The organism is Pseudomonas sp. K2I15, assembly GCF_002204795.1.
Lineage (GTDB): Bacteria > Pseudomonadota > Gammaproteobacteria > Pseudomonadales > Pseudomonadaceae > Aquipseudomonas.
Map to the genome: position 1 here is coordinate 76,221 of NZ_NIXO01000020.1, position 23,712 is coordinate 99,932.

A 23,712-nucleotide genomic window follows, 5' to 3' on the forward strand; every position below is an offset into this window, starting at 1 on the left:
TGCGAAGTATCAATCCACTGCAAATCCAGGATAAGGCCGTAAGAAAACGCCGAGCGCCATGCCATATCCTTCCCAAACTGCTTCCCGCACCAGCCAATCCCTCTATAGAACTCACCGCAGCCTGACCGAAACTAGCGCTCCGTCATCTACTCGGCAAAAACCCCGTGAACCTCGAAAGGACTCAATACATCGGCCACTATGGCGTCACGTTCACCGTGATCCGATTTACCGTAACACCCCATAACCGACACAAACTCGCCACTCTGTGCCTGATTGACGCACAAACCTCTGCTATGGAGGTTCGCCTTCGACTACAAAACCTGTACGAAAAAATGCTGGCTCGGGATCTGCCGTGCCTGATGACCGTAGCGATTTCAAAACCGTTGACCCGGAAACAGGCAGAATATTTAAACAGTCGAAATAATCTGATCAAGCAAACGGTTTCAGGGGCTGTCGCAGCACCCATGGGGATCATTTCTGAACACGCAAAATCGATGGTGGAGAATGCCGTCAGCGATTTGATATTTCGCAAGCTTCGTAATTTCCATAGCGCAGACATCATCATCGGTATAGACGCTCAAGTTAAAGGCGGAATCGGCCCTCAACACTCTACGTCCTCAATGCACGTGTACTCAAATGAGTCATAGTCAGATGCTCTACTTACAAGCAGCGTGCTTTTTCGCCGCTTACCTGCTGCTGCACTACCAAATCACCGACGCCACAATCAGAACGCGATTTGCCCTCATCTTTCTAACGACGGCGCTAATCCTGACTTTCTGGCTACCCTACGTGGCCATCATTCTCAGCATTCAACTCCTCCCTATCGCCCTGTTCTTGATAGGCTTGGCACTGTTCATCACACGAAATAAATTCCGCCGGAAACGTAACCGCCCTCCTCACCCACTCCAGCGTGCCCCCACCATGAACCTGGCCCCCCACTTCCCCGAAGACGCCGCCATGCAGCAACTCCTGCAACTGCTGCACGACGAAATCGGCTTGCCCAAACACAAAACCATCCGCCTCGAAACCTCAATCAACCTGGACTTGGGCTGTGACGGCACCGAGGCCAAGCAATTCATGGAGGCGCTGGAACAAGACTTCGCCGTCGACTTGAACGACTACGACGCTTATCGTTACTTCCAGCCTCCGGTCTTCGATGTGTTCCTGAAACGCCGAGCCAAAGGTCGCGGCGATAAAATCCCGCTGACCATCGGCATGCTCTACCTGGCTATCAAGGCCCAACGCTGGGACACGCAAGCCCTGGAAATCCCGAGCGAACACAGCCCTCAAACACGCTGAAGATCAATGTGGGAGCCGAGCTTGCTCGCGATGAGGCCCAAGCAGTCGATACATCTATGACCTGATACACCGCAGCCATCAAAAATAACAAGGACCTTACATGGACGTACTAATGGGCCTGTTGGCCGCCCTGCTCTGGGGCGGCACGGACTTCCTCGTGGGCCTCAACGCCCGAGCCGTCGGCGTAAAACGCGCGGTGTACTTCGGCCAGGCCTTGGGCTTCCTGATCATGACCCTGCTGCTGCTCATATTCCCGACCTTCCTCGTCAAATCCCTCGCAGCGCCTTTGAGTGTGTGGCTCCTGGGAGCCGCAGCAGCGCTGCTGACCGTCTCTGGCGCACTCGCACTGTCCAAGGCCTTCGCATTGGGTAAAGCAGCCATCGTCGCGCCTCTGGTGACGTCCTACGGCGTCGTCACTACGTTGCTGTCATGGGCCAGCGGCGAACACATCAGCTTGATCCAACTCGGCTGCATCGCTCTATGCGTGATGGGTGTGATCCTCTCCAGCATCCACAAGTACAACGGCGTGCCTCACAACAGCTCCAGTCGCTCGATCGCCTACGCGATGCTCGCTGCACTTTTGTACGGAACCAGCTTTTGGGTGCAAGGCCGCTACACCCTGCCGACACTGGGCCCCGTCACGATGCTTTGGCTTGGGTATTTGGTCGGCCTGTGCGTGCTGGTATTGATGGTACTTAAAGTCAAAGACGGCCTGAAAATCCCACCGCTGAAAAACTGCGCAACGCTGACCGGAGCCAGCCTGATGAACCTTGGCGGGTTCTCGGCATTCTCGTGGGGCGCAATGGCAGGGTCGGTTTCGGTAGTAACCGTGATCAGTACCTTATCCGGCGGGATCGCCGCGATTCTAGGGTTCGTGTTTTTCAAAGAACGCCTGTCAGCGGTGCAAATAACCGGCGTGGTGCTGGTTTTAGTAGGCGCCGTGGTTTTGCACCTCGTCGACTAATCCTTCGCCCACAAAAAAGCCGCCCACAAGGGGCGGCTTTTTCATAACTGCCGAATCTTACAACTTCGGACCCGCAGCCTTGATCGCGTCGCTCACTTCAAACTTCTTGAAGTTCTCAACAAACAGACCCGCCAGCGCTTTCGCCGCTTCATCGTAAGCAGCCTTGTCAGCCCAGGTGTTACGTGGGTTCAACAGGCCAGTATCAACGCCCGGCACAGCCAACGGCACGTCCAGGTTGATGGTGTCGAGGTGCTCAGTCTCAGCATCAATCAACGCACCGCTCTGGATCGCTGCAATCACGCCACGCGTGGTCGGGATGTTGAAGCGCTTGCCAACGCCGTAGCCGCCGCCGGTCCAGCCGGTGTTGACCAGGTAGACCTTGGAGCCAAAGCCGCGGATGCGCTTGATCAGCAGCTCTGCGTATTCGCCAGCCGGGCGCGGGAAGAACGGTGCGCCGAAGCAGGTAGAGAAGGTCGACTTGATGCCGGCGCCCGAACCCATTTCGGTCGAGCCCACCAGTGCGGTGTAGCCGGACAGGAAGTGGTAGGCCGCTTGTTCTTCGCTGAGGATCGAGACTGGCGGCAGTACGCCGGTCAGGTCGCAGGTCAGGAAGATCACGGCGTTTGGCTCGCCACCGAGGTTTTTCGGTGCGCGTTTTTCGATCAGTTCACGCGGGTAAGCCGCGCGGCTGTTCTGGGTCAGGCTGTCGTCGGCGTAGTCGGCCTTTTTGTCGGCATCAAGTACGACGTTTTCTAACACTGCGCCATGTTGGATGGCTTTCCAGATGACCGGCTCGTTTTTCTCGGACAGGTCGATGCACTTGGCATAGCAACCGCCTTCGATGTTGAACACCACGCCCACGCCCCAGCCGTGTTCGTCGTCGCCAATCAGGTAGCGGCTTTCGTCGGCGGACAGGGTGGTTTTACCGGTGCCCGACAGGCCGAAGAACAACGTGACGTCGCCCTCTTCGCCCATGTTGGCGGCGCAGTGCATTGGCAGCACGTCGGCCGCCGGCAGCAGGAAGTTCTGTACGGAGAACAGGGCTTTTTTCATTTCGCCGGCGTAGCGCATGCCAGCAATCAGCACTTTTTTGGCCGCGAAGTTGATGATCACGGTGCCGTCGGAGTTGGTGCCGTCACGCTCAGGTTCGCAGACGAACTCCGGAACGTTGAGGATTTGCCACTCGCCCTTGCCGCCGGCGTTGTACTGGCCAGCTTCCGGGTTGATGAACAGGCAGCGGCCGAACAGGTTGTGCCAGGCGGTACCGGTGGTCATTTTGACCGGCAGGTAGTGCGCTGGATCGGAGCCTACGTGAACGTGGGATACAAAACGCTCGCGCTCGCCGATGAAGGCTTCAACGCGGTTCCACAGGGCGTCGAACTTGTCGGCCGGGAACTTGCGGTTGATCGGGCCCCAGGCAATGGCTGCCTGGGTGGAAGGCTCTTCAACGATGAAACGGTCGACCGGCGAACGGCCGGTACGGTGACCGGTACGTACGACCAGCGCGCCAGTATCGGCAAGCTCGCCTTCACCGCGCTGCAGGGCTTCTTTGACCAGATCGTCAACACTCAGGTCGGTGTATACGGCGTTATTGGCTTGCGTCATGAGGTTCCCCGTCGGCCAGTGGCCGAGTGCTCCAAACGTTTTGTAGTAGAAAGTTGCGCACTACTACCGCGAAAAAAGTGGGGCGGATTATGCCAGAAAAGCCCAAAAAGAGTAGGGCCCTCCGGTCAGAACGGCGGAAATCCGGCGTTTGTCAGGTGATTTACCTGTGCTTAAACGTTTTAGTGGCGGGTGCCCGATGGGGTATCTACGCCTGCGCCGGCGAATAATTGAGCAATATCGGCGGCGTCGAACAGGTAGCGCTGGTTGCAGAACTGGCAGTCGATCTCGATGTTGCCACCGTGTTCCACCACCAGATCCTGCGCGTCTTCCAGGCCCAGGCTGACAAGGGCTGTGGCCGAGCGCTCGCGGGAGCAACTGCAGTTGAAGCGCAGGGATTGCACGTCGAACAGGCGCACGGCATCTTCGTGGTAAAGGCGGTGCAAGATGGTTTCGTTGTCCAGGCCCAGCAGTTCTTCGGCTTTCAAGGTGCCAGCCAAAGCGGTGATGTGTGCCCAGCTCTCGGCGCGATCTTCTTCATCCTTGATGCGGTCGGCCGGCAGTTGTTGCAGCAGCAGGCCACGGGCGCGCTTGCCGTCGGCGTTGAGCCAGAAGCGGGTGCCCACTTGCTGGGACATCACGAAATAGTTGGTGAAGCAGTCAGACAGGGTTTCGCCGTCGAGGTCGACGATGCCCTGGTAACGCTGGCCTACGGTCGGGTCGACAGTCAGCGCCAGCACGCCGTCGGGCATCAGGTCGGCCAGGGTCGCGTCGGGGGCGATCCGGTCGGCGTCGTAACGGGCCAGGCCACGGATTTCGCGGTCGCTGGAGCACTCGATCATCAGCAGCGGGATCGGGCCTTCGGAACGGGCCTGCAGGATCAGCAAGCCATCGAACTTCAGGGTGCCCACCAGCAGCGAGGCGGCGGCCATCAGCTCGCCGAGCAATTGCGCAACCGGCTCCGGGTAGGGGTGCTTGGCGAGGACCTCGGCATAGCTTCGCTCCAGCGCGACCAGTTCGCCGCGGGCGTCGCTGTCGTCGAAGATGAAGCGTTGGGTGAAGTCGGTATCCGGTAGATCAGTCATAGGTCTGGGTATCTGAAATTGGGGAGTTTTAACGCAAAGATGCAACAGTTTATGAACAATCCCGGTTTGTTCCAAGCCAGTCCGCACGCTGGGCGATTACCGGTGGACTCAATCGTCGTTGCCACTGCCGCGAAACTTGAACAGGTCGCGACGCTGTTTCTTACTCGGCTTGCCGTCGGTGGTCATGCCCAGGGAGCCGGCCTTGCGCATCGTCGCCGCGTTTTCGCGCTTGGCGATGCTGGCTTCGGTTTCGGCATACAGCGCCTGTGCCTCGGGGGCACCTTTTCGCACAATTGAAAGTGCCTGCACCACCACGGTTCGTTCATCAAAGCCGACACGAATCTGGAACTCATCGCCAATGCGAGGCTCCTTGCCGGGCTTGCAACGCTCGCCACGCCAATGCACCTTGCCACTCTCGATAGCCGCCTTGGCCAAGGCACGGGTCTTGAAGAAGCGCGCCGCCCACAGCCACTTGTCCAAACGGACTTTTTCTTCCTCTTCCTGCTTCTGAGCCACTTGAATTCCTCGCTCTGACAAATGTCGCAACTTTACCGTTGAAACCCTTCAACGCATAAACCCTTGAGCTCACCTAAGATACGCCAGGTAGCATCCTGTTTTCGCGAGGTTAACGTGTGACCGACTTTCCTGTTTCACTCACCTCACCCAAACAAGGCTGTGAGGGTTGTCAGCAAAGCGAACCGCTGGGTTTTGAGTTTGCCTTCGCCTATCAACCTATCGTAGACCTGCGGGACCAGTCGATCTTTGCCCATGAAGCCTTGGTACGCGGCGTCAATGGTGAAGGCGCGCTGTCGGTGCTTGATCAGGTCAACCACAGCAACCGCTATCGCTTTGACCAGCGCTGCAGAACTCAGGCGATTGCCACCGCCTCGACACTGGGCATGCAGACGCATCTTTCAATCAACTTCATGCCCAACGCGGTCTACCGGCCTGAACTGTGCATTCGCAGCACCCTGGAAGCGGCCCGCGCGCACAATTTTCCGCTGGATCGGCTGATTTTCGAGACACTGGAAAGCGAGCACGTAGATAACTATCGCCATTTGACGAATATTCTGCGTGAATACCGCGAATTCGGCTTCAAGACCGCCATCGACGATTTCGGGGCGGGCTATTCTGGGCTGAATCTGCTGGCCGATTTCCAACCTGACTTGATCAAACTCGACATGGCGCTGATCCGCGATGTCGACCGTGATCGTGTCCGTCAGGTGATCGTCCGGGGGATTGTCACAATCTGTGAGCAGTTGGGCGTTACTGTCATCGCCGAGGGCATCGAAAGTGCCGGTGAGCGGGACTTTCTCGCCGACTGTGGAATATTTCTGATGCAGGGCTACTGGTTCGCCAAGCCTGCATTCAAAGCCCTGGCCGAGGTATCACCCGACGCCTGGGCGACTTAATTGCTGGTTATTCATATTGAAGACATTTGACCATTTGACCGTTGTGGGTCTGCGTGAGTGGGTGGCACTGCCCGACTTGGGAGTGGCGGGCCTGCGCGCAAAGATCGACACCGGCGCCAGTACCTCAAGCCTGCATGCCACCGAGATCGAGCCATTTGAGCGCGACGGTGCAAAGTGGGTGCGCTTCACTGCGCACCTGGGCAGCGTGGTGCAACTGCGTCACCGGCGCTGTGAAGCACCGCTGGTGGCGATGAAAACCATTAAGAGCTCCAACGGCCAGGCCCAGGTGCGGTACGTGATCAGCACCACCCTGGCCCTGGGTGATCGGGTATGGCGGGTGGAGTTCACCCTCGCCTGCCGCAAGGCCATGCGTTACCGCCTGTTGCTGGGTTCCAAAGCTCTGATTGACGGCCAACTGGTGGTCAATCCCGGCCTCAAATACGTTCAAGACAAGCCGGTGTTCCCGGTCTCTACTACCTCTGCCACAGGTGTTGCATGAAGATCGCTGTGCTGTCGCGTAACCCGCGTCTGTATTCCACCCGTCGCCTGGTCGAGGCCGGCACCGAACGTGGCCATGAGATGGTGGTGATCGATACGTTGCGCGCCTATATGAACATTGCCAGTCATAAGCCGCAGATCCACTACCGGGGCAAACCGCTGGAAGGCTTCGATGCGGTGATCCCGCGTATTGGTGCTTCGGTGACGTTTTATGGCTGCGCGGTGTTGCGCCAGTTTGAAATGATGGGGGTGTTCCCCCTCAATGAATCGGTGGCCATCGCCCGTTCGCGGGACAAGCTGCGCTCTCTGCAGTTGCTGTCGCGCCGGGGCATTGGCTTGCCGGTGACCGGCTTTGCGCACTCCCCGGACGACATTCCCGACCTGATCGAGATGGTCAACGGCGCGCCGCTGGTGATCAAGGTGCTGGAAGGCACCCAGGGCATCGGCGTGGTGCTGTGCGAGACCGCGACAGCGGCCGAGTCGGTGATCGAGGCGTTCATGGGCCTCAAGCAAAACATCATGGTGCAGGAGTACATCAAGGAAGCCGGCGGTGCGGATATCCGCTGCTTCGTGGTGGGCGACAAGGTGATTGCCGCGATGAAGCGCCAGGCCAAGCCGGGGGAGTTTCGCTCCAACCTGCACCGTGGCGGCAGCGCCAGCCTGATCAAGATCACCCCGGAAGAACGCATGACGGCCCTTCGGGCGGCCAAGGTCATGGGGTTGAGTGTGGCGGGTGTGGATATCTTGCGCTCCAACCACGGGCCGCTGGTGATGGAGGTGAACTCGTCACCAGGCCTGGAAGGAATTGAGACCACCACCGGCAAGGATGTGGCGGGGATCATCATTCAGCATTTGGAGAAGAGTGGTGGGCCGAATATGACGCGCACCAAAGGCAAGGGTTGAATACACCCGACCTATAAAGCACCGCAAAACTAGTGTGGGAGCGGGCTTGCTCGCGAAGGCGGTGAATCAGTCGACATTTCTATGGACTGACCCACCGCCTTCGCGAGCAAGCCCGCTCCCACATTAGACCGCGTCTCTAGGCAACATCAGCCCCAACGGCAAGCGCACTCGCGCTTCCAGCCCACCATCTGGGCGGTTGCGCAATTCGACATTGCCGCCATGCATTGAAGCAATCCGCCGCACAATCGCCAGCCCCAGGCCGGTGCCCTTGCCACCCCGGGCACGATCGCCACGGGTGAACGGGTTGAAGATGCCTTCCAGCTCCGCCGGATCGATACCTGCGCCACGGTCTATGACACTCAGCACCACGTAAGGCGCACTGGTATCCCCGGAGACATACGCCGCCACTTCCACATCGGAACCGGCATGATGCAAGGCGTTGCCAATCAGGTTGTTCAGCAAGCGCTTCATCGACACCCGACGCAACGCGAACGGCTGGATAGGCTCCAGGCGCATGCGCACCTGCTCGCCGTTCTGGTTGTAGGGCGCGACCACCTCACGCACCAGGTCTGTCAGGTCGACCTCTTCCACCACTTCGTCCCGACCATCGCGGATAAACGCCAGGAACTGGTCGAGAATCGCGTCCATGTCCTCGATGTCGCGCACCATGTCGTCGGTAAGGTCGGTGTGGTTGCCCATCAGCTCCAGGGACAGCCGCAAGCGCGTCAGCGGCGTGCGCAGGTCATGGGACACTCCCGCCAGCATCAGCTCGCGCTCGCGGCCCGCCTGTTCAACATCCTCGGCCATCTGGTTGAACGCGCTGTACACCTCGGTCATTTCACTCGGTGTGTCGCTGATGGGCAGGCGCACGCTGCGGCCTTGACCCAGTTGCCGTGCAGCAAACACCAGCCGTTTAAGTGGCTGGTTGAGTTGGCGCACGAAAATCCAGGCAGACGCGGTGGAAAGCAAACCAATCGCCAGGAACCAGCCCAGTACGTTCCAGATCTTCTGCCCCCGCAGCGGATGCGGGTACAGCGGCACTTTCAGCCAGTCCTCGCCCAGGCTGGGCGCGCGCACCCACAGCGCCGGCGACACATGCATACGCAGCCGCACCTCGGTGTCTTCACCCAGCTCGGCTTGCATCTGGCGTTGGTAGATTTCGCTGTAGGGCCAATGTTGCTCGCCCTCGGGCACGCCTGCGCCCGCGACCCGGACCAGGGTGGCGGCCTTGGCGATCTTCTCGCGGTTCTCGGGGTCTGCGGCCCAATAGGCGCGCAAGGTCAGGGCGACACCGTGGCTGTACTGTCGGTCCACCAGCACGTCTTCGTTCATCAACAGATAAACCAGTGTCAGGGCCTTGGAAAACAGTACGACGATGAGCACCAACCAAAGGGTGCGTGAGAAGAAACTCTGTGGGAACCACAACGGGGTTTTCATAGAAGACAGCTAGACACCTTGCAGGAGCGAGCGAGGCTCGCAGAATTGCAAACGCCGGGCAACCGGCTGACTCTTATCGAGTCAACACCGGCAGGCCCGCTTCTGCAAATCATCGGTCACTTGGTTGCAGTGCCATCCGGCACAAACACGTAACCCACGCCCCACACCGTCTGGATATAACGTGGCTTGGATGGATCGGGCTCGATCATCCGGCGCAGACGGGAGATCTGTACGTCGATGGAGCGCTCAAGGGCGTCCCACTCGCGGCCACGGGCCAGGTTCATCAGCTTGTCGCGGGTCAGCGGCTGGCGAGCGTTCATCACCAGTGCCTTGAGCACGGCGAATTCGCCGGTGGTCAGCATGTGCACTTCATCGCCACGCTTTAGCTCACGGGTGGCCAGAGACAGCTCGTAGTCACCGAAGGTCACGCTTTCGTCTTCGCTGCCTGGAGCGCCCGGTACCGGGGCGGCCTGGCGACGCAGTACGGCCTTGACCCGCGCCATCAGCTCATCGGGGTTGAACGGCTTGGCCAGGTAATCGTCGGCGCCCAGTTCCAGGCCCTTGATGCGGCTCAGCTCATCGCCCTTGGCGGTCAGCATGATGATCGGGATCTGATTGTTGGCACCGCGCAGGCGTTTGCAGGCGGTCAGGCCGTCTTCGCCGGGCAGCATCAGGTCCAGCACCACCAGGTTGAAGACTTCACGTCCCAACAGGCGGTCCATCTGTTCGGTGTTTGGCACCGCGCGGGCACGGTAGCCCTTGGAGTTGAAGAAACGCTCCAGCAGGCTGCTCAGCCCCGGATCGTCATCAACGATGAGAATTTTTTCGCCTTCAGCAGTTTGTGCAGTGCTGCTCATTAGATGCTCCTCTTATCTCGGCGCGCATTATGGCGTAGCTGCCGTTATACGCACCGTGTGCATTGTTAGCAGATTTTTCCTCTACCGCCAGCGAACCCGCGCCCTACAACCATTGGCGCAATCCCCCCAAGCGCGGAACGCTGGTTATAATGCGGCGCCTTTGTGCAGGGCAACGTTAGTTCGTTACCGTTTACTGCCAGGGGATTTTTTTCACCCGCTTGTAGTGACTTTTTCGATTTCGAGGGTCAATAGGCTGCCTCTTGACCCAGGCAGCGGCGCCAGTCGGGCCGCTCAACCAGCCTCGCAAGCCTTGTTTTCCGGGCCTGCGAGCCTGCTTTCAGAATTTCAGGTGGTTTTATGGACAGCATCAACAGCCGCATCGCCGAGGAACTCGGTGTACGCCCACAACAGGTCGAAGCGGCCGTCGCTCTACTGGATGAAGGCTCCACGGTGCCCTTCATCGCCCGTTACCGTAAAGAAGTCACCGGCAGCCTCGATGATATCCAGTTGCGGCATCTGGAAGAGCGCCTGCGCTACCTGCGAGAACTCGACGAACGGCGTATCAGCATCCTCGCCAGCATCGAAGAGCAAGGCAAGCTGACCCCGCAATTGGAACGCGACATCAAGCTCGCCGACACCAAGACCCGCCTCGAAGACTTGTACCTGCCGTACAAGCAGAAGCGCCGCACCAAGGGCCAGATCGCCCTGGAAGCCGGCCTCGGCGAGCTGGCCGACGGCCTGTTCAACGACCCGTCCCTGACCCCGGAAAGCGAAGCTGCACGCTTTGTCGATGCCGAAAAAGGCGTCGCCGACGTCAAGGCGGCCCTCGAAGGCGCCAAGTACATCCTCATGGAGCGCTTCGCCGAAAACGCCAACCTGTTGGAAAAACTGCGCAGCTACCTGAAACAGGAAGCCACTCTGAGTGCCCGTGTAATCGCCGGCAAGGAAGAGGAAGGCGCCAAGTTCCGCGATTACTTCGAGCACGACGAGCCGCTGAAAAGCATGCCGTCCCACCGCGCACTCGCGATTTTCCGTGGTCGCAACGAAGGTATTCTGAGCTCCGCGCTGAAGGTCGGCGACGAGCTGCCGGGCACCATGCACCCGTGCGAAGGCATGATCGGTCAACAATTCGGCATCCAGAATCAGAATCGTCCTGCGGACAAGTGGCTCAGTGAAGTCGTGCGCTGGACCTGGAAGGTCAAGCTCTACACCCACCTCGAAACCGACCTGCTGGGCGAACTGCGCGACGGCGCCGAAACCGAAGCCATCAGCGTTTTCGCGCATAACCTGCACGACCTGCTGCTGGCCGCACCGGCCGGCCCACGCGCTACCCTGGGCCTCGACCCGGGCCTGCGTACCGGCTGCAAGGTTGCCGTGGTCGACGCCACCGGCAAGATGCTCGACCACGCCACGGTTTACCCGCACGTGCCGCACAACAAATGGGACCAGACCATCGCGATCCTGGCGGCCCTGTGCGCCAAGCACTCGGTAGACCTGATCGCCATCGGCAACGGCACCGCCAGCCGTGAAACCGACAAGCTGGCGGCTGAGCTGATCAAAAAATACCCAGGCATGCAGATGACCAAGGTGATGGTCTCCGAGGCTGGCGCTTCGGTGTACTCCGCGTCTGAACTGGCTTCCAAGGAATTCCCGGACCTCGACGTGTCGATCCGTGGCGCCGTGTCCATTGCTCGCCGCCTGCAGGATCCACTGGCCGAACTGGTGAAGATCGATCCGAAATCCATCGGTGTCGGCCAGTACCAGCATGACGTGTCGCAGTTGAAACTGGCGCGCGGCCTGGATGCGGTCGTTGAAGACTGCGTGAACAAGGTCGGCGTTGACGTGAACACCGCCTCGGTCGCGCTGCTGGCCCGGATCTCCGGCCTCAACGCCACCCTGGCGCAGAACATCGTGACCCACCGCGACGAAAACGGTGCGTTCAAGACCCGTGCAGCGCTGAAAAAAGTCGCACGCCTTGGCGAAAAAACCTTCGAACAAGCCGCCGGCTTCCTACGCGTAATGAATGGCGACAACCCGCTGGACTCCTCGGCTGTTCACCCGGAAGCCTACCCGCTGGTGCAACGCATTGCCGCTGAAACCGACCGCGACATCCGCTCGCTGATCGGCGACGCCGCGTTCCTCAAGCGCCTGGACCCGAAAAAGTACACCGACGAAACCTTCGGCGTGCCGACCATCACCGATATCCTGCAAGAGCTGGAAAAACCTGGCCGCGACCCGCGCCCCGAGTTCAAGACCGCCGAGTTCCAGGAAGGCGTCGAAGACCTCAAGGACCTGCAACTGGGCATGATCCTCGAAGGCGTGGTGACCAACGTGACCAACTTCGGCGCGTTTGTGGATATCGGCGTGCATCAGGACGGTTTGGTGCACATCTCTGCGCTTTCGGAGAAGTTCATCAAGGACCCCCGCGAAGCGGTGAAAGCCGGTGACGTGGTCAAGGTCAAGGTCATGGAAATCGACATCCCGCGCAAACGCGTCGGCCTGTCGATGCGCATGAGCGACACCCCCGGCGAGAAAATCGACGGTGCCCGCGGCGCACGCCCAGGCTCGGCGCCACGCCAGTCGCAAGGTTCTGCACCGCGCAAGGAAACCGCAGCCCCAGCCCCGGCCAATAACGCCATGGCTTCGCTGTTCGCCAACGCCAAACAACTGAAGAAACGTTAATGGAACTGCCAGCCGGTTTGACCCACAGCGCTTTCAGCGAACTCATTGGCTGCCGCCTGCAACGCCTGGAAACCGGTGTTGCCGAGGTGGCCATGACCCTGGAACCGCAACTGCGCAACCGCGCTGGCAAGCTCCATGGCGGGGCGATCTTCAGCCTGGTGGACATTGCCATGGGGCTGGCCTGTTCCAGCTCCCATGGTTTCGACCAGCAGAGCGCGACCATCGAATGCAAAATCAACTACATCCGCGCCGTTTCCGACGGCGATGTGCTGTGCACGGCCCGGGTGATTCACCCCGGCCGGCGCACGTTGGTGGTCGAGGCTGACGTGTACCAGGACGAAAAACTGGTCGCAAAAGCACAAGGCACCTTCGCTGTCCTATAGCTCCCTGTCATCGATTTGAGTTAATTTCGGCGCTTCGAAAGTTGCGCCGAACTTTTCTTCGTGCGCGACGGCCAGAATCAGGGACGAGGGCGGCTGTTTCAGAGTGGGTCAATCCGGCTCAAAAACCAGGCGATAACGCCAGTTTCCACTTCACCCTTGTAGACCGTCCTGACCACCCCCATATTGGGGCGACTGACGCGTGAAGGAATCCAACTTGAGCGAACTTCTCAACCGCCGCCTGGCCTTGCTCGGCAAGCACGAACACCTCTCTTTGCTCGAGCAATGCCTGCACGGCATCGAGCGCGAATGCCTGCGCGTCACCGATGAGGGCCGACTGGCACAAACGCCGCATCCCGAGGCGTTGGGCGCTGCACTGACCCACGAACAAATCACCACCGACTATTCCGAGTCGCTGCTTGAGTTCATCACGCCGGCCCTGCCTGACCCGGCAGAAACCCTGAGCAGCCTCGACAAGATCCATCGTTTTGCCTACAGCAAGCTCGGCAACGAGTACCTGTGGAGTCCATCGATGCCGTGCCCGTTGCCGGCCGAGGAAGATATTCCGATTGCCTACTACGGCACCTCCAACATCGGACAGCTCAAGTACGTGTATCGCAAGGGTCTGGCCCTGCGTTACGGCAAGACCATGCAGTGCATCGCCGGGATCCACTACAACTTTTCCCTGCCGGAAGCGCTATGGCCGCTGCTCAAGGAAGCCGAAGGCTTCGTGGGCACCGACCGGGATTACCAGTCCACGGCCTATATCGCGCTGATCCGTAACTTTCGCCGTTACAGCTGGCTGCTGATGTACCTGTTCGGCGCCTCGCCAGCGCTGGACGCGGGCTTCCTGCGTGGTCGCTCGCACCAACTCGAAGTGCTGGACGCCGACACCCTGTACCTGCCGTACGCCACCAGCCTGCGCATGAGCGACCTGGGTTACCAGAGCAACGCCCAGGCCGGCCTGACGCCGTGCTACAACGACCTGGCGAGCTACACCGACAGCCTGCGCGAAGCGGTGGCGACGCCCTACGCGCCGTATGTCGAAGTCGGCACCCATAAGGACGGTGAATGGGTACAGCTCAACACCAACATCCTGCAGATCGAAAACGAGTACTACTCCAACATCCGTCCCAAGCGTGTGACCTACACCGGCGAACGGCCGATCCAGGCGCTGGTGGCCCGTGGCATTCAGTACATCGAAGTGCGCTGCCTGGACATCAACCCGTTCCTGCCGATGGGCATCGACTTGCAAGAGTCGCGCTTCCTCGACGCGTTCCTGCTGTATTGCGCGCTGAATGACAGCCCGCTGTTCGCCAACAACGAGTGCGGCAACGCCACCTCCAACTTCCTCAGTGTGGTCAAGGAAGGTCGTCGCCCGGGCCTGCAATTGCAGCGCCGTGGCGAGTCGGTGGACATGAAGGAATGGGCCGCCGAGTTGCTGGAGCAGATTGCTCCGCTGGCAGCCCTGCTGGATCAGAGCCAGGGCATCACTGAACACAGCCAGGCGCTGGACGCCCAGTTGGCGAAGGTCAAGGATTCGTCCCTGACCCCGTCAGCCCAGGTGTTGGCGGCGATGAGCGAGCGTAAAGAGAGCTTTGCACAGTTCTCCCTGCATCAGAGCCAGGTGCATGCCGAGTACTTCCGCAGCGAGCCGTTAAAGGCTGAGGAACAGGCACGCTTTGAGGAGCTGGCGCGCAATTCGCTGGCGCAGCAGGCGGAACTGGAACAGAACGAAGTGGGCGATTTTGACGTGTTTGTCGGGTCGTACCAGGCGAGTATTCTGGCGATCAGTAACTAACAAATCGCAACCTGGTGTAGGAGTGAGCTTGCTCGCGAAAAACCTGAGAACAACGCGTGCATCCAGACAGCACGCGTTACCGTTGACGTTTTTCGCGAGCAAGCTCGCTCCTACATAAGCTAATTCGAAAATGTTATTTATTTTCGGATTCTTAGATCATTTAGTCTTCTCAAACGCCGACCTCCGGCCGCCTGATGAGGACTTCCCCCTTGAAACTGCACTTCCCCCTTCGCCTCTTGGCGGCGTTGTCCCTGGCCGGTGCCAGCCTGTTTGCCCAGGCCGCCGACGTCACCATCGCTTACCAGACCACCGTGGACCCGGCGAAAGTCGCCCAGGCCGACGGCGCATACGAAAAAGCCACCCACGCCAAGATCGACTGGCGCAAATTCGACAACGGGGCCGACATCATCGCCGCCATCGCTTCCGGCGACGTGCAGATCGGCTACCTTGGTTCCAGCCCGCTGACCGCTGCGGTTACCCGCAAGGTCCCGGTGGAAACCTTCCTGATCGCCACCCAGATCGGCGGCGCCGAAGCCCTGGTGGCGCGCAACGGTTCCGGGATCAACAGCCCGCAGGACCTGATCGGCAAGAAAGTCGCCGTGCCGTTCGTTTCCACCGGCCACTACAGCCTGCTGGCCGCGTTGAAGCACTGGAACATCGACCCTTCGAAAGTGACCATCCTGAACCTCGCGCCGCCGGCCATCATCGCCGCCTGGAAGCGTGGTGATATCGACGCCACTTACGTGTGGGACCCAGCCCTGGGTGTAGCCAAGGAAAACGGCAAGGTGCTGATCACCTCCGGCGAACTGGCCAAGTTTGGCGCACCGACGTTCGATGCCTGGATCGTGCGTAAGGATTTTGCCGAGAAGCACCCGGAAATCGTCACGGCTTTTGCCAAAGTCACCCTGGATGCCTACGCCGCTTACCGCAAAGACCCACAAGCCTGGCTGGCTGACAAAGGCAATGTCGACAAACTGGTGAAGCTCTCCGGGGCCAAGGCCAGCGATATTCCGCTGCTGCTGCAAGGCAACGTCTACCCGCTGGCGGCTGACCAGGTCACCTTGCTCGGCGCACCAACCACCAAGGCCGTCACCGACACCGCCGCGTTCCTCAAGGAGCAAGGCAAGGTCGACGCCGTACTGCCGGACTACGCCCCGTACGTCAGCCCGAAGTTCATCACTAACTGATACCAGGAGTTAACCGCGATGGCCTTGCTACAACTGGAGCGCATCAGCGCACAGTACCCAGGCAGCCCGGAGCCAGTACTGGCAGATATTTCCCTGAGCCTTGGGCCCCAGCAATTGCTGGTGGCCCTCGGCCCTTCCGGCAGTGGCAAGACCTCGCTGTTGAACCTGATTGCCGGTTTTGTCGAACCCAGCGCCGGGCGCATCACCCTCGACGGTGTGCCGGTGAAAGGACCGAGCGCCGAACGCGGCGTGGTGTTCCAGGACGACGCCCTGCTGCCCTGGCAAGATGTACTGGCCAACGTCGGCTTCGGCCTGGAGTTGGCGGGCGTGCCCAAGGCCAAGCGCGAAATCCGCGCCCGGGAAATGCTCGCCCTGGTGGACCTCGCCGGTTTCGACAGTCGCCGCATCTGGCAGCTCTCCGGTGGCCAGAAGCAACGCGTGGGCCTGGCCCGTGCGTTGGCCGCCGACCCACGCGTATTGCTGATGGACGAACCCTTCGGCGCCCTCGATGCCTTCACCCGCGAACAGATGCAGGAGCTGTTGCTGCAAGTCTGGCGGCGCACGGCCAAACCAGTCTTCCTGATTACCCACGACATTGAAGAAGCCGTATTTCTCGCCACGGATCTGATTCTGCTGGCGCCCAACCCCGGGCAGATCGTCGAGCGCCTGAGCCTGGACTTCGGCCAGCGCTATGCCGCTGGTGAGTCGGCACGGGCGATCAAGTCCGACCCGCGCTTTATCGAAACCCGCGAACACGTACTGGGCAAGGTGTTCTCCCAACGGCAGGTGTCCGCATGAGCAGTTACGAATTACCGGCCACCCGTACCGCGCAAACCCCGGTGGTGCCGGTGCGCCGCAGCCTGAGCACCCGCTGGATCAGCGTGTTGACCCTGCTCACCCTGGTCGCTATTTGGTGGGCCGTGACCGCCAGCGGACTGATCGAGCCGCTGTTCCTGCCACCGCCTTCGGCCGTACTGCAAAAAGGTTGGCTGCTGGCGACCACCGGCTACATGGACTCCACCCTGTGGCAGCACTTGGCCGCGAGCCTCAAGCGTATCGGCCTGGGCCTGGGCTTTGCCGTGCTGACGGCCGTGCCGGTGGGCATTGCCATCGGCTCCAATCGCATCGCCCGGGGCATTCTCGATCCGCTGATCGAGTTCTACCGGCCGATTCCGCCCTTGGCATACCTGCCGCTGATCGTGATCTGGTGCGGCATCGGCGAGCTGTCCAAGGTGCTGCTGATCTACCTGGCGATTTTTGCACCGATCGCCATCGCTACCGCCACCGGCGTACGCACCGTCGACCCGGCCAAATTGCGTGCCGCGCAGTCCTTGGGCGCAACCCGTGCCCAGCTGATTCGCCATGTGATCCTGCCGAGCGCCCTGCCCGACATCCTCACCGGCGTGCGGATTGGCCTGGGTGTCGGTTGGTCGACCCTGGTGGCCGCAGAATTGATCGCCGCCACCAGCGGCCTGGGCTTTATGGTGCAGTCCGCCGCGCAGTTCCTGGTCACCGACGTGGTGGTACTGGGGATTCTGGTGATCGCGCTGATCGCCTTCGCCATGGAAATGGGCTTGCGTGCCCTGCAGCGCAAATTGGTGCCTTGGCATGGCCAGGCACACTAAGCACCTCTTCGACGAGAACTGTATGACCAGCCTGACCGTTACGCCTCTCAGCACCGCCCTTGGCGCCCAGATCAGTGGCGTCGACATTACCCAACCGCTGAACATCGAACACCGCGACGCCATCGAACAGGCGCTGCTCAAGCATTCGGTGTTGTTCTTCCGCAACCAGCCGATCAACCCGCAGCAACAGGCGCGGTTCGCGGCGAATTTCGGCGACCTGCACATTCACCCGATCTACCCCAACGTGCCGGAACAGCCTGAAGTGCTGATCCTCGACACCGCCGTGACCGACGTGCGCGACAACGCCATCTGGCATACCGACGTGACCTTCCTGCCAACGCCAGCCCTCGGCGCGGTACTCAGCGCCAAGCTGTTGCCGGAGTTCGGCGGCGATACGTTGTGGGCCAGCGGGATTGCGGCGTATGAGGCGTTGTCGGAGCCGTTTAAAAAATTGTTGGAGGGTTTGACGGCGACCCATGACTTCACGCGCTCATTTCCCCTGGAGCGTTACGGCAACACGCCGGAAGACTTGGTACGCTGGGAAGAAGCCCGGCGCAAGAACCCGCCACTGTCCCATCCGGTGATTCGTACGCATCCGGTGAGTGGGCGTAAGTCGCTGTTCGTCAGTGATGGGTTCACCAGCAAGATCAACGAACTGGAACCGGCGGAAAGCGAGGCGGTGTTGAAACTGTTGTTTGCCCATGCCACCCGGCCGGAATTCACCATTCGATGGCGCTGGCAGGAAAATGACGTGGCGTTTTGGGATAACCGTGTGACCCAGCATTACGCGGTGGATGATTACCGGCCGCAACGGCGGGTGATGCATCGGGCGACGATTTTGGGGGATGTGCCGTTTTAGAAAGACCGCCACAGATCAAATGTGGGAGCAAGCCCGCTCCCACATTTGTTGGTGTTTACTCAGCCGTAGACGGCTTTTCCCACAAGTTAATCCCGCCTTCACGGGCAAACCCGTCAATCTCCGCCAGTTCCTGCGCACTGAAGCTCAAATTCTGCAACGCCCCGACGTTTTCAATGATCTGCTCCGGCCGGCTCGCACCGATCAGGGCACTGGTGACCCGCGGATCACGCAACGTCCACGCCAACGCCATCTGCGCCAGGCTCTGGCCACGACGCTTGGCAATTTCATTCAGCGCACGTGCGTGGGCGATGTTGGCCTCGGACAAATGCTTGGCCTGCAACGAACCACCACCCGGGCGGTTCACCCGTGCATCAGCCGGTACGCCGTTGAGGTATTTGTCGGTCAGCAAACCCTGCGCCAATGGCGTGAACGCAATCACCCCGGCACCGAGTTCTTCGGTGGTGTCCAGCAGGTCTTTTTCCACCCAGCGATTGAGCAGGTTGTAGGCCGGCTGGTGGATCAGCAACGGGACTTTCCACTCTTGAAGCAGCGCGGCAATCTCCCGGGTTTTCACGCCGGAATAGGACGAAATGCCGATGTACAACGCCTTGCCCTGTTGCACGGCGGTGGCCAGCGCGCTGGCGGTTTCTTCCAGTGGGGTGTCGGCATCAAAACGGTGGGAATAGAAGATATCCACGTAGTCGACGCCCAGGCGTTGCAGGCTTTGGTCGAGGCTCGCCAGTACGTACTTGCGCGAACCGCCGCCCTGGCCGTAAGGGCCTGGCCACATGTCCCAGCCGGCCTTGCTGGAGATGATCAGTTCATCGCGGTAATGCTTGAAATCTTCGCGCAGCAAACGGCCGAAGTTGATCTCGGCGCTGCCGTACGGAGGGCCATAGTTGTTGGCCAGGTCGAAGTGGTTGATACCCAGGTCGAACGCGGTGCGCAGCAGGGCGCGCTGGGTGTCGATCGGGGTGCTGTCGCCAAAGTTGTGCCACAGCCCCAGGGAGAGTGCCGGCAGCACTAATCCGCTGCGACCTACGCGGCGATAAGGAATAGATTCATAGCGGTTTTCGGCAGCAATGTAAGTCATCGAATCCTCTCTTGGACTTGGGGCAAATAAGGCCCGGGAATAAGCATATTCCCGGGCCTTTTAAGCAGCTGAATCGCTTAAGTCTGCCTTTCCCTTTTACAGCAAAGTCCTACCAGAGTGGAACGATGTAGCTCACATAGAGGCGGTTTTCATCTTGCACAGTGGCACCGGTAATGTCCGGGCTGGCGTGGGCATTTCGCCATGTTACGCCGAGGCCTTTGAGGGTGCCGGTCGGTACCTGGTAGGCCAGGGTGATGTTACGTTCCCATTCGCTGGTAGTGCCCTGCGTTGTGCGGATGTCATCACCGTGTGCGTAGGAAGTGGCGAACGTCAGGCCATTGAGACCGAGCTTGCCGAAGTCATATTTGTACTGCGCCAGCCACGTACGCTCGCCGGCGTGCTGGAACTTGTTCAGTTGCATGTTGGTGAGTGCCGGGGTGTCGGCGCCTGAGCCCGGTCCCTGGTTGCTGGCACCGCTGTTCAGGCCGGAATCCAAATACGGAAAGTCGCTGTCGCCGCTGTTTTTCTGGATGCCCAGGCCGACGGTATGGCCATCCAGGCTGTAGCTTTCCAGCAGGCTGACGGTGGACTGGTTGATGCGGCCCTTGGAGGTGCCGTCGCCGTACAGGCCGGCGGCGGAATAGTCTTTGTCACCGGAGGCGTTTTCACCCACGCCCAGGCTGCGGTACAGGCGCACGTCGGTGTCGATCGCGCCAACAGGCAAGGCGTCATGGCGCTTGGCACCGAGGAAGAACTGCTGGTAGTAATCCTCGAGGTTCGAATACCACAGGCTGACGGTGGTGTCCGGCAAACCCTTGTAGTCCGCGCCGCCGTAGAGGAAGCGATCGCTCTCTTTGGTGCCGCCGGCGGTGATCATGCCCTGGTCGCCGGTTTCGTTGCGGATCTTGGTCTTGAGGATGTCACCGGCGGTAAAGGTGAAGTCGGTCAAGTCCTTGGAAACCAGTTGCACGCCGGTGTTGGTCTGCTGGTACAGGCGGCCGTCGGTGTTGGCCAGGACCGGGTTGTTGCCGTACAGCGTACCAACGCGCAATTCATCCTGGGCGAAGCGCATCTTGAAGGTCGGGCTGAGCACGCCGAACTGGTCGGCGGACTTGCCGTCATCCAGCGGGAACATGCTGCCGGGGTAGCGACCCTGGTGATCCTTGTCGCCCAGGTCGCCGCCGGAATCCAGTTTCAAACCGTAGAACGCCTGCAAGTCCAGGCCAAAGCCCACCGGGCCATCGGTGTAGCCAGACTTGAAGTTGAACTCGAAACCCTGGCCCCAATCACGAATGCTGTGGGCCTTGGCATTGCTGTTCACCACATCGCGCCCCTGCTGATTGAGGTAGCGGTTCAGCAGGGTCACATCGGCGTGGCTGTCATCGATAAAATCGGCGTGGGCGGACAGCATAAAGCTCGCCATGGCGGCACCCACCATGGGGCTTAATAACGTCTTCATTGGTACCGGTCTCCGTCACTGTTCTGAAATGAAAGCGTCAAACGCTTCACACAATTAGGCGATGGCCATGTGACAGTTCGGAGTCAAAACACCCTTTACCCGGATGAAATTAAGTTTAAGAAACCCCTCAAGCACGGGGGTTAGCGGGCGTTGGCGAGCACTTCAGCTCGCCAATGGCGGATGGGTTCGCAGGAGAGACAAGGAGCGAAAAAGGCCCTGTTCGAGGTATTGAACAGGGCCTGAGCCGTTTAGCGAACCAGGTGCAGGAACTGCATGTGCCGTTCGTACTGGTCGAGGATGTCGTTGATGATCTGCTCCTTGGTGTAGCCCACCAGGTCGTAGTCCTGGCTGCCCTCACTCAAGTGCACTTCCGCGCGGTAGTAGCGGCGGTTGTTGAGCTGCTTGGAGCCCATGCCGCCCCGTGCAAATGACGGGGTGAAATAGCCACGCATCTGCACCTGGTACACGAACGGATGCTGTTCGCCGTGGCCGATCTCCAGGCTGACGCTGTCGTTGGCCGGGTCCGGCTGGGCGACCACGTTCAGGCCCTTCTCGACGAATACCGCCGTCACTTCTTCAATGGCCGGGCGCACCGTGGTCTCAAGGAAACGGTACACCTCATCCCGTGACGGGAAATGCACCGCCTGGCTCAAGCGCTGGCGCCAACCGCCTGTGCCCTTGCGTGAGCCCGACACCGGCGCGAGGGAATGCAGCTGCGCGATCTGCTTCTGCGACTCAAGGTAGAACGCCTTGTGCAGCCCCCACATCATCAGCAGCAAAATCATCGAGAACGGCAGCGAGGTCAGCACCACGGCGGATTTGAGCGAGTCGATGCTGCCGGCAAACAGCAGCGCGCTGGTCACCAACGCCGTCATCGCGCCCCAGAACACCCGTAGCCACTTCGGCCCGTCTTCATCGGCGTTGCCGCCTTTGGCCGACAAGGTCGAGAGCACCACGGTGCCGGAGTCGGCAGACGTAACGAAGAACACGAAGCTGATAAACACCGTGACCGCGATGACCGTCTTGCTCCACGGGTAGGTTTCCAGCAGCAGGTAGAGGCTCATCGAAGGATCATCGATGGCCGACTGGCCGAGCGCCGTGAGGCCGTGGTTGAGCACCTGGTCGATGGCGCTGTTGCCGAAGATCGACATCCACGCCAGGGTGAAGCCGAGCGGGATCAACAGCACGCCAAAGACGAATTCACGGATGGTACGGCCGCGGGAAATACGTGCGATAAACAGGCCCACGAACGGCGACCATGCGATCCACCAGGCCCAATAAAACACGGTCCAACCACCCAGCCAGTCGCTGGGTTTGTCGTAGGCGTAGAGGTCGAAACTCTTGGTCGGCAAGGCGCCGAGGTAGTCGCCGATGTTCTGGATCAGGGTGTTGAGCAAGTGCTGGGTGGGCCCGGCAAACAACACGAACAGCAGCAGCGCACAGGCCAGCAGCATGTTGATGTCGGACATCACCCGCACGCCCTTGTCGACGCCGGAGACGGCCACCAGGATCGCCGCGCCCATCATCAAGGTGATGAGGCCGACCTGGATCCACTGGGTGTGGGCCACGCCGAACAGGTAGTCCAGCCCGGAGTTGAGGTGCAACACGCCAAAGCCCATGTCGGCACCAAGGCCGAACACCGTGGCGATGATGCCGAAGCCATCCACCGCATACCCGATGGGGCCGTTGATGCGCTTGCCGATCAGCGGGTACAGCGCCGAGCGCAACGCCAGAGGCAGGTTATGCCGGTAGGCGAAGTACGCCAGGGCCATGCCGACGAAGGCGAACACGCCCCAGCCATGCAGGCCCCAGTGCAGAAACAGGATCTGCATGGCCTGACGCGCAGCATCACCGTTCAAAGCCTCGCCCTGGGGCGGCTGCACCAGGTGCGTCAGCGGCTCGGAAACGCAGAAGAAGAACAGCGTGATGCTGATCCCGGCGGCGAACAGCATGCCAGCCCAGGACAGGTAACTGAATTCGGGCTCGTCGTGGTCGGCACCGAGTTTGATCTTGCCGTAGCCCGATAACGCGGTGACCACCACGAAGACCAGATACAGGGTCATCGCCAGCATGTAGTACCAGCCGACCGTATTGGCCGCCCAGTTTTGTGCCGCCAGCAGCCAGGCGCCGGCTTGTTCGGGGATAGCGATGACGGTCAGGCCAAACAGCAGGATGAAGCTCGCGGCGAAGTAAAACACCGGCGGATTCATGCGGACCTGACCGCTGGAAGGTGTGGACGATGCACTCATGAAGGGCGCACCTCAAGGGTGTGGGATGTGGCTGTAAAAAACGGACTCAGCAAAGGTAAGCCTCCTGTTGTGAGCGGGCAGCGAACCACCGATTTAACTTGAACGAACAGTCAAGTTAAACATGGATAGGGGTTTGAGGACTAATCGCAGGGCCGAGTGGTAGGTGTTTCCTACACTAGCTCAAGGAAAGGTATGACGTGCGGGGAGGGAGAAACGTTCAGCGATTGCCGAGCGAAATACGGCTCGAATTTGGAATACAGTCAAAATGTGGGAGCGGGCTTGCTCGCGAATGCGGTGTGTCAGTCGCCAGAAATATTGAC

The 23,712-nt window shown here is 60.1% G+C and carries 21 protein-coding genes; 13 read left to right on the forward strand and 8 right to left on the reverse strand.

The window, feature by feature from the left end:
* Positions 1 to 164: 164 nt before the first annotated feature.
* The 3 genes from CEC48_RS14430 (at position 165) to CEC48_RS14440 (ending at position 2,263) form a co-directional block, all read left to right on the forward strand.
* Positions 165 to 647: a hypothetical protein gene (locus CEC48_RS14430; protein WP_088424384.1), complete on the forward strand. Its 483-nt coding sequence runs from the start codon at positions 165 to 167 to the stop codon at positions 645 to 647.
* Between the two features lie 274 nt (positions 648 to 921).
* Complete coding sequence (locus CEC48_RS14435; RefSeq protein ID WP_088424402.1) at positions 922 to 1,299, forward strand: DUF1493 family protein; 378 nt, start codon at positions 922 to 924, stop codon at positions 1,297 to 1,299.
* Between the two features lie 112 nt (positions 1,300 to 1,411).
* On the forward strand, positions 1,412 to 2,263 hold the full coding sequence (locus CEC48_RS14440) for a DMT family transporter (RefSeq protein ID WP_088424385.1): 852 nt from the start codon (positions 1,412 to 1,414) through the stop codon (positions 2,261 to 2,263).
* 57 nt (positions 2,264 to 2,320) lie between these two features.
* Here the strand turns inward: CEC48_RS14440 and CEC48_RS14445 are convergent, their stop codons facing one another.
* The 3 genes from CEC48_RS14445 to CEC48_RS14455 form a co-directional block, all read right to left on the reverse strand.
* Positions 2,321 to 3,868, reverse strand: coding sequence for a phosphoenolpyruvate carboxykinase (locus CEC48_RS14445; RefSeq protein ID WP_088424386.1), 1,548 nt, complete (start codon positions 3,866 to 3,868; stop codon positions 2,321 to 2,323).
* A gap of 179 nt (positions 3,869 to 4,047) precedes the next feature.
* Complete coding sequence (hslO, locus tag CEC48_RS14450; RefSeq protein WP_088424387.1) at positions 4,048 to 4,950, reverse strand: Hsp33 family molecular chaperone HslO; 903 nt, start codon at positions 4,948 to 4,950, stop codon at positions 4,048 to 4,050.
* A 108-nt stretch (positions 4,951 to 5,058) separates the two neighbouring features.
* On the reverse strand, positions 5,059 to 5,466 hold the full coding sequence (locus CEC48_RS14455) for an RNA-binding S4 domain-containing protein (RefSeq protein WP_088424388.1): 408 nt from the start codon (positions 5,464 to 5,466) through the stop codon (positions 5,059 to 5,061).
* 116 nt (positions 5,467 to 5,582) lie between these two features.
* Here CEC48_RS14455 and CEC48_RS14460 point away from each other — a divergent pair, with 116 nt between their 5' ends.
* The 3 genes from CEC48_RS14460 to rimK are packed head-to-tail and all read left to right on the forward strand — an operon-like array spanning position 5,583 to position 7,763.
* Positions 5,583 to 6,362, forward strand: a complete 780-nt coding sequence (locus CEC48_RS14460) for an EAL domain-containing protein (protein WP_088424389.1) — start codon at positions 5,583 to 5,585, stop codon at positions 6,360 to 6,362.
* 34 nt (positions 6,363 to 6,396) lie between these two features.
* Positions 6,397 to 6,861 (forward strand): ATP-dependent zinc protease, encoded by a 465-nt coding sequence (locus tag CEC48_RS14465; protein ID WP_017478110.1) that lies wholly within the window; start codon positions 6,397 to 6,399, stop codon positions 6,859 to 6,861.
* On the forward strand, positions 6,858 to 7,763 hold the full coding sequence (gene rimK, locus CEC48_RS14470) for a 30S ribosomal protein S6--L-glutamate ligase (RefSeq protein ID WP_088424390.1): 906 nt from the start codon (positions 6,858 to 6,860) through the stop codon (positions 7,761 to 7,763). Before CEC48_RS14465 ends, rimK begins: the two co-directional genes overlap by 4 nt.
* 123 nt (positions 7,764 to 7,886) lie before the next feature.
* On the opposite strand, the gene CEC48_RS14475 is transcribed toward rimK, so the two are convergent.
* Both CEC48_RS14475 and ompR read right to left on the reverse strand, forming a co-directional pair.
* Positions 7,887 to 9,200, reverse strand: a complete 1,314-nt coding sequence (locus CEC48_RS14475) for an ATP-binding protein (RefSeq protein ID WP_088424391.1) — start codon at positions 9,198 to 9,200, stop codon at positions 7,887 to 7,889.
* 116 nt (positions 9,201 to 9,316) lie between these two features.
* On the reverse strand, positions 9,317 to 10,057 hold the full coding sequence (gene ompR, locus CEC48_RS14480) for a two-component system response regulator OmpR (protein WP_003213175.1): 741 nt from the start codon (positions 10,055 to 10,057) through the stop codon (positions 9,317 to 9,319).
* A 357-nt stretch (positions 10,058 to 10,414) separates the two neighbouring features.
* Here ompR and CEC48_RS14485 point away from each other — a divergent pair, with 357 nt between their 5' ends.
* The 7 genes from CEC48_RS14485 to tauD all read left to right on the forward strand — a co-directional run bounded on the left by CEC48_RS14485 (position 10,415) and on the right by tauD (position 18,591).
* Positions 10,415 to 12,739 carry a Tex family protein gene (locus tag CEC48_RS14485; protein WP_088424392.1) on the forward strand — a complete coding sequence of 775 codons (2,325 nt, stop codon included), beginning with the start codon at positions 10,415 to 10,417 and terminating at the stop codon, positions 12,737 to 12,739.
* Positions 12,739 to 13,122: a PaaI family thioesterase gene (locus CEC48_RS14490; RefSeq protein ID WP_008435797.1), complete on the forward strand. Its 384-nt coding sequence runs from the start codon at positions 12,739 to 12,741 to the stop codon at positions 13,120 to 13,122. Before CEC48_RS14485 ends, CEC48_RS14490 begins: the two co-directional genes overlap by 1 nt.
* A 214-nt stretch (positions 13,123 to 13,336) precedes the next feature.
* On the forward strand, positions 13,337 to 14,920 hold the full coding sequence (gshA, locus tag CEC48_RS14495; protein WP_088424393.1) for a glutamate--cysteine ligase: 1,584 nt from the start codon (positions 13,337 to 13,339) through the stop codon (positions 14,918 to 14,920).
* A 209-nt stretch (positions 14,921 to 15,129) separates the two neighbouring features.
* A complete protein-coding gene (gene tauA, locus CEC48_RS14500; RefSeq protein ID WP_088424394.1) occupies positions 15,130 to 16,107 on the forward strand; it encodes a taurine ABC transporter substrate-binding protein in 978 nt (325 codons plus the stop codon).
* A gap of 18 nt (positions 16,108 to 16,125) precedes the next feature.
* Positions 16,126 to 16,905, forward strand: coding sequence for a taurine ABC transporter ATP-binding subunit (gene tauB / locus CEC48_RS14505; protein WP_088424395.1), 780 nt, complete (start codon positions 16,126 to 16,128; stop codon positions 16,903 to 16,905).
* Positions 16,902 to 17,732, forward strand: a complete 831-nt coding sequence (gene tauC, locus CEC48_RS14510; protein ID WP_088424396.1) for a taurine ABC transporter permease TauC — start codon at positions 16,902 to 16,904, stop codon at positions 17,730 to 17,732. The genes tauB and tauC overlap by 4 nt, the downstream gene beginning before the upstream one ends.
* 22 nt (positions 17,733 to 17,754) lie before the next feature.
* Complete coding sequence (gene tauD / locus CEC48_RS14515; RefSeq protein ID WP_088424397.1) at positions 17,755 to 18,591, forward strand: taurine dioxygenase; 837 nt, start codon at positions 17,755 to 17,757, stop codon at positions 18,589 to 18,591.
* A 55-nt stretch (positions 18,592 to 18,646) separates the two neighbouring features.
* On the opposite strand, the gene mgrA is transcribed toward tauD, so the two are convergent.
* The 3 genes from mgrA to betT all read right to left on the reverse strand — a co-directional run bounded on the left by mgrA (position 18,647) and on the right by betT (position 23,353).
* Positions 18,647 to 19,684 carry an L-glyceraldehyde 3-phosphate reductase gene (mgrA, locus tag CEC48_RS14520; protein ID WP_088424398.1) on the reverse strand — a complete coding sequence of 346 codons (1,038 nt, stop codon included), beginning with the start codon at positions 19,682 to 19,684 and terminating at the stop codon, positions 18,647 to 18,649.
* Positions 19,685 to 19,793: 109 nt separating this feature from the next.
* Entirely contained in the window at positions 19,794 to 21,122 is a 1,329-nt protein-coding gene (locus CEC48_RS14525; RefSeq protein WP_088424399.1) for an OprD family outer membrane porin, read from the reverse strand.
* A gap of 269 nt (positions 21,123 to 21,391) precedes the next feature.
* Entirely contained in the window at positions 21,392 to 23,353 is a 1,962-nt protein-coding gene (gene betT / locus CEC48_RS14530) for a choline transporter BetT (protein ID WP_218192532.1), read from the reverse strand.
* Positions 23,354 to 23,712 lie beyond the last annotated feature (359 nt).

Coding starts and splice junctions, on each gene's coding strand:
- CEC48_RS14445 (WP_088424386.1), bottom strand. CDS start 3,868: ATGACGCAAGCCAATAACGCCGTATACACCGACCTGAGTGTTGACGAT.
- CEC48_RS14485 (WP_088424392.1), top strand. CDS start 10,415: ATGGACAGCATCAACAGCCGCATCGCCGAGGAACTCGGTGTACGCCCA.
- CEC48_RS14475 (WP_088424391.1), bottom strand. CDS start 9,200: ATGAAAACCCCGTTGTGGTTCCCACAGAGTTTCTTCTCACGCACCCTT.
- CEC48_RS14440 (WP_088424385.1), top strand. CDS start 1,412: ATGGGCCTGTTGGCCGCCCTGCTCTGGGGCGGCACGGACTTCCTCGTG.
- CEC48_RS14525 (WP_088424399.1), bottom strand. CDS start 21,122: ATGGTGGGTGCCGCCATGGCGAGCTTTATGCTGTCCGCCCACGCCGAT.
- tauC (WP_088424396.1), top strand. CDS start 16,902: ATGAGCAGTTACGAATTACCGGCCACCCGTACCGCGCAAACCCCGGTG.
- mgrA (WP_088424398.1), bottom strand. CDS start 19,684: ATGACTTACATTGCTGCCGAAAACCGCTATGAATCTATTCCTTATCGC.
- tauB (WP_088424395.1), top strand. CDS start 16,126: ATGGCCTTGCTACAACTGGAGCGCATCAGCGCACAGTACCCAGGCAGC.
- rimK (WP_088424390.1), top strand. CDS start 6,858: ATGAAGATCGCTGTGCTGTCGCGTAACCCGCGTCTGTATTCCACCCGT.
- CEC48_RS14490 (WP_008435797.1), top strand. CDS start 12,739: ATGGAACTGCCAGCCGGTTTGACCCACAGCGCTTTCAGCGAACTCATT.
- CEC48_RS14435 (WP_088424402.1), top strand. CDS start 922: ATGAACCTGGCCCCCCACTTCCCCGAAGACGCCGCCATGCAGCAACTC.
- tauD (WP_088424397.1), top strand. CDS start 17,755: ATGACCAGCCTGACCGTTACGCCTCTCAGCACCGCCCTTGGCGCCCAG.
- hslO (WP_088424387.1), bottom strand. CDS start 4,950: ATGACTGATCTACCGGATACCGACTTCACCCAACGCTTCATCTTCGAC.
- ompR (WP_003213175.1), bottom strand. CDS start 10,057: ATGAGCAGCACTGCACAAACTGCTGAAGGCGAAAAAATTCTCATCGTT.
- betT (WP_218192532.1), bottom strand. CDS start 23,353: ATGAATCCGCCGGTGTTTTACTTCGCCGCGAGCTTCATCCTGCTGTTT.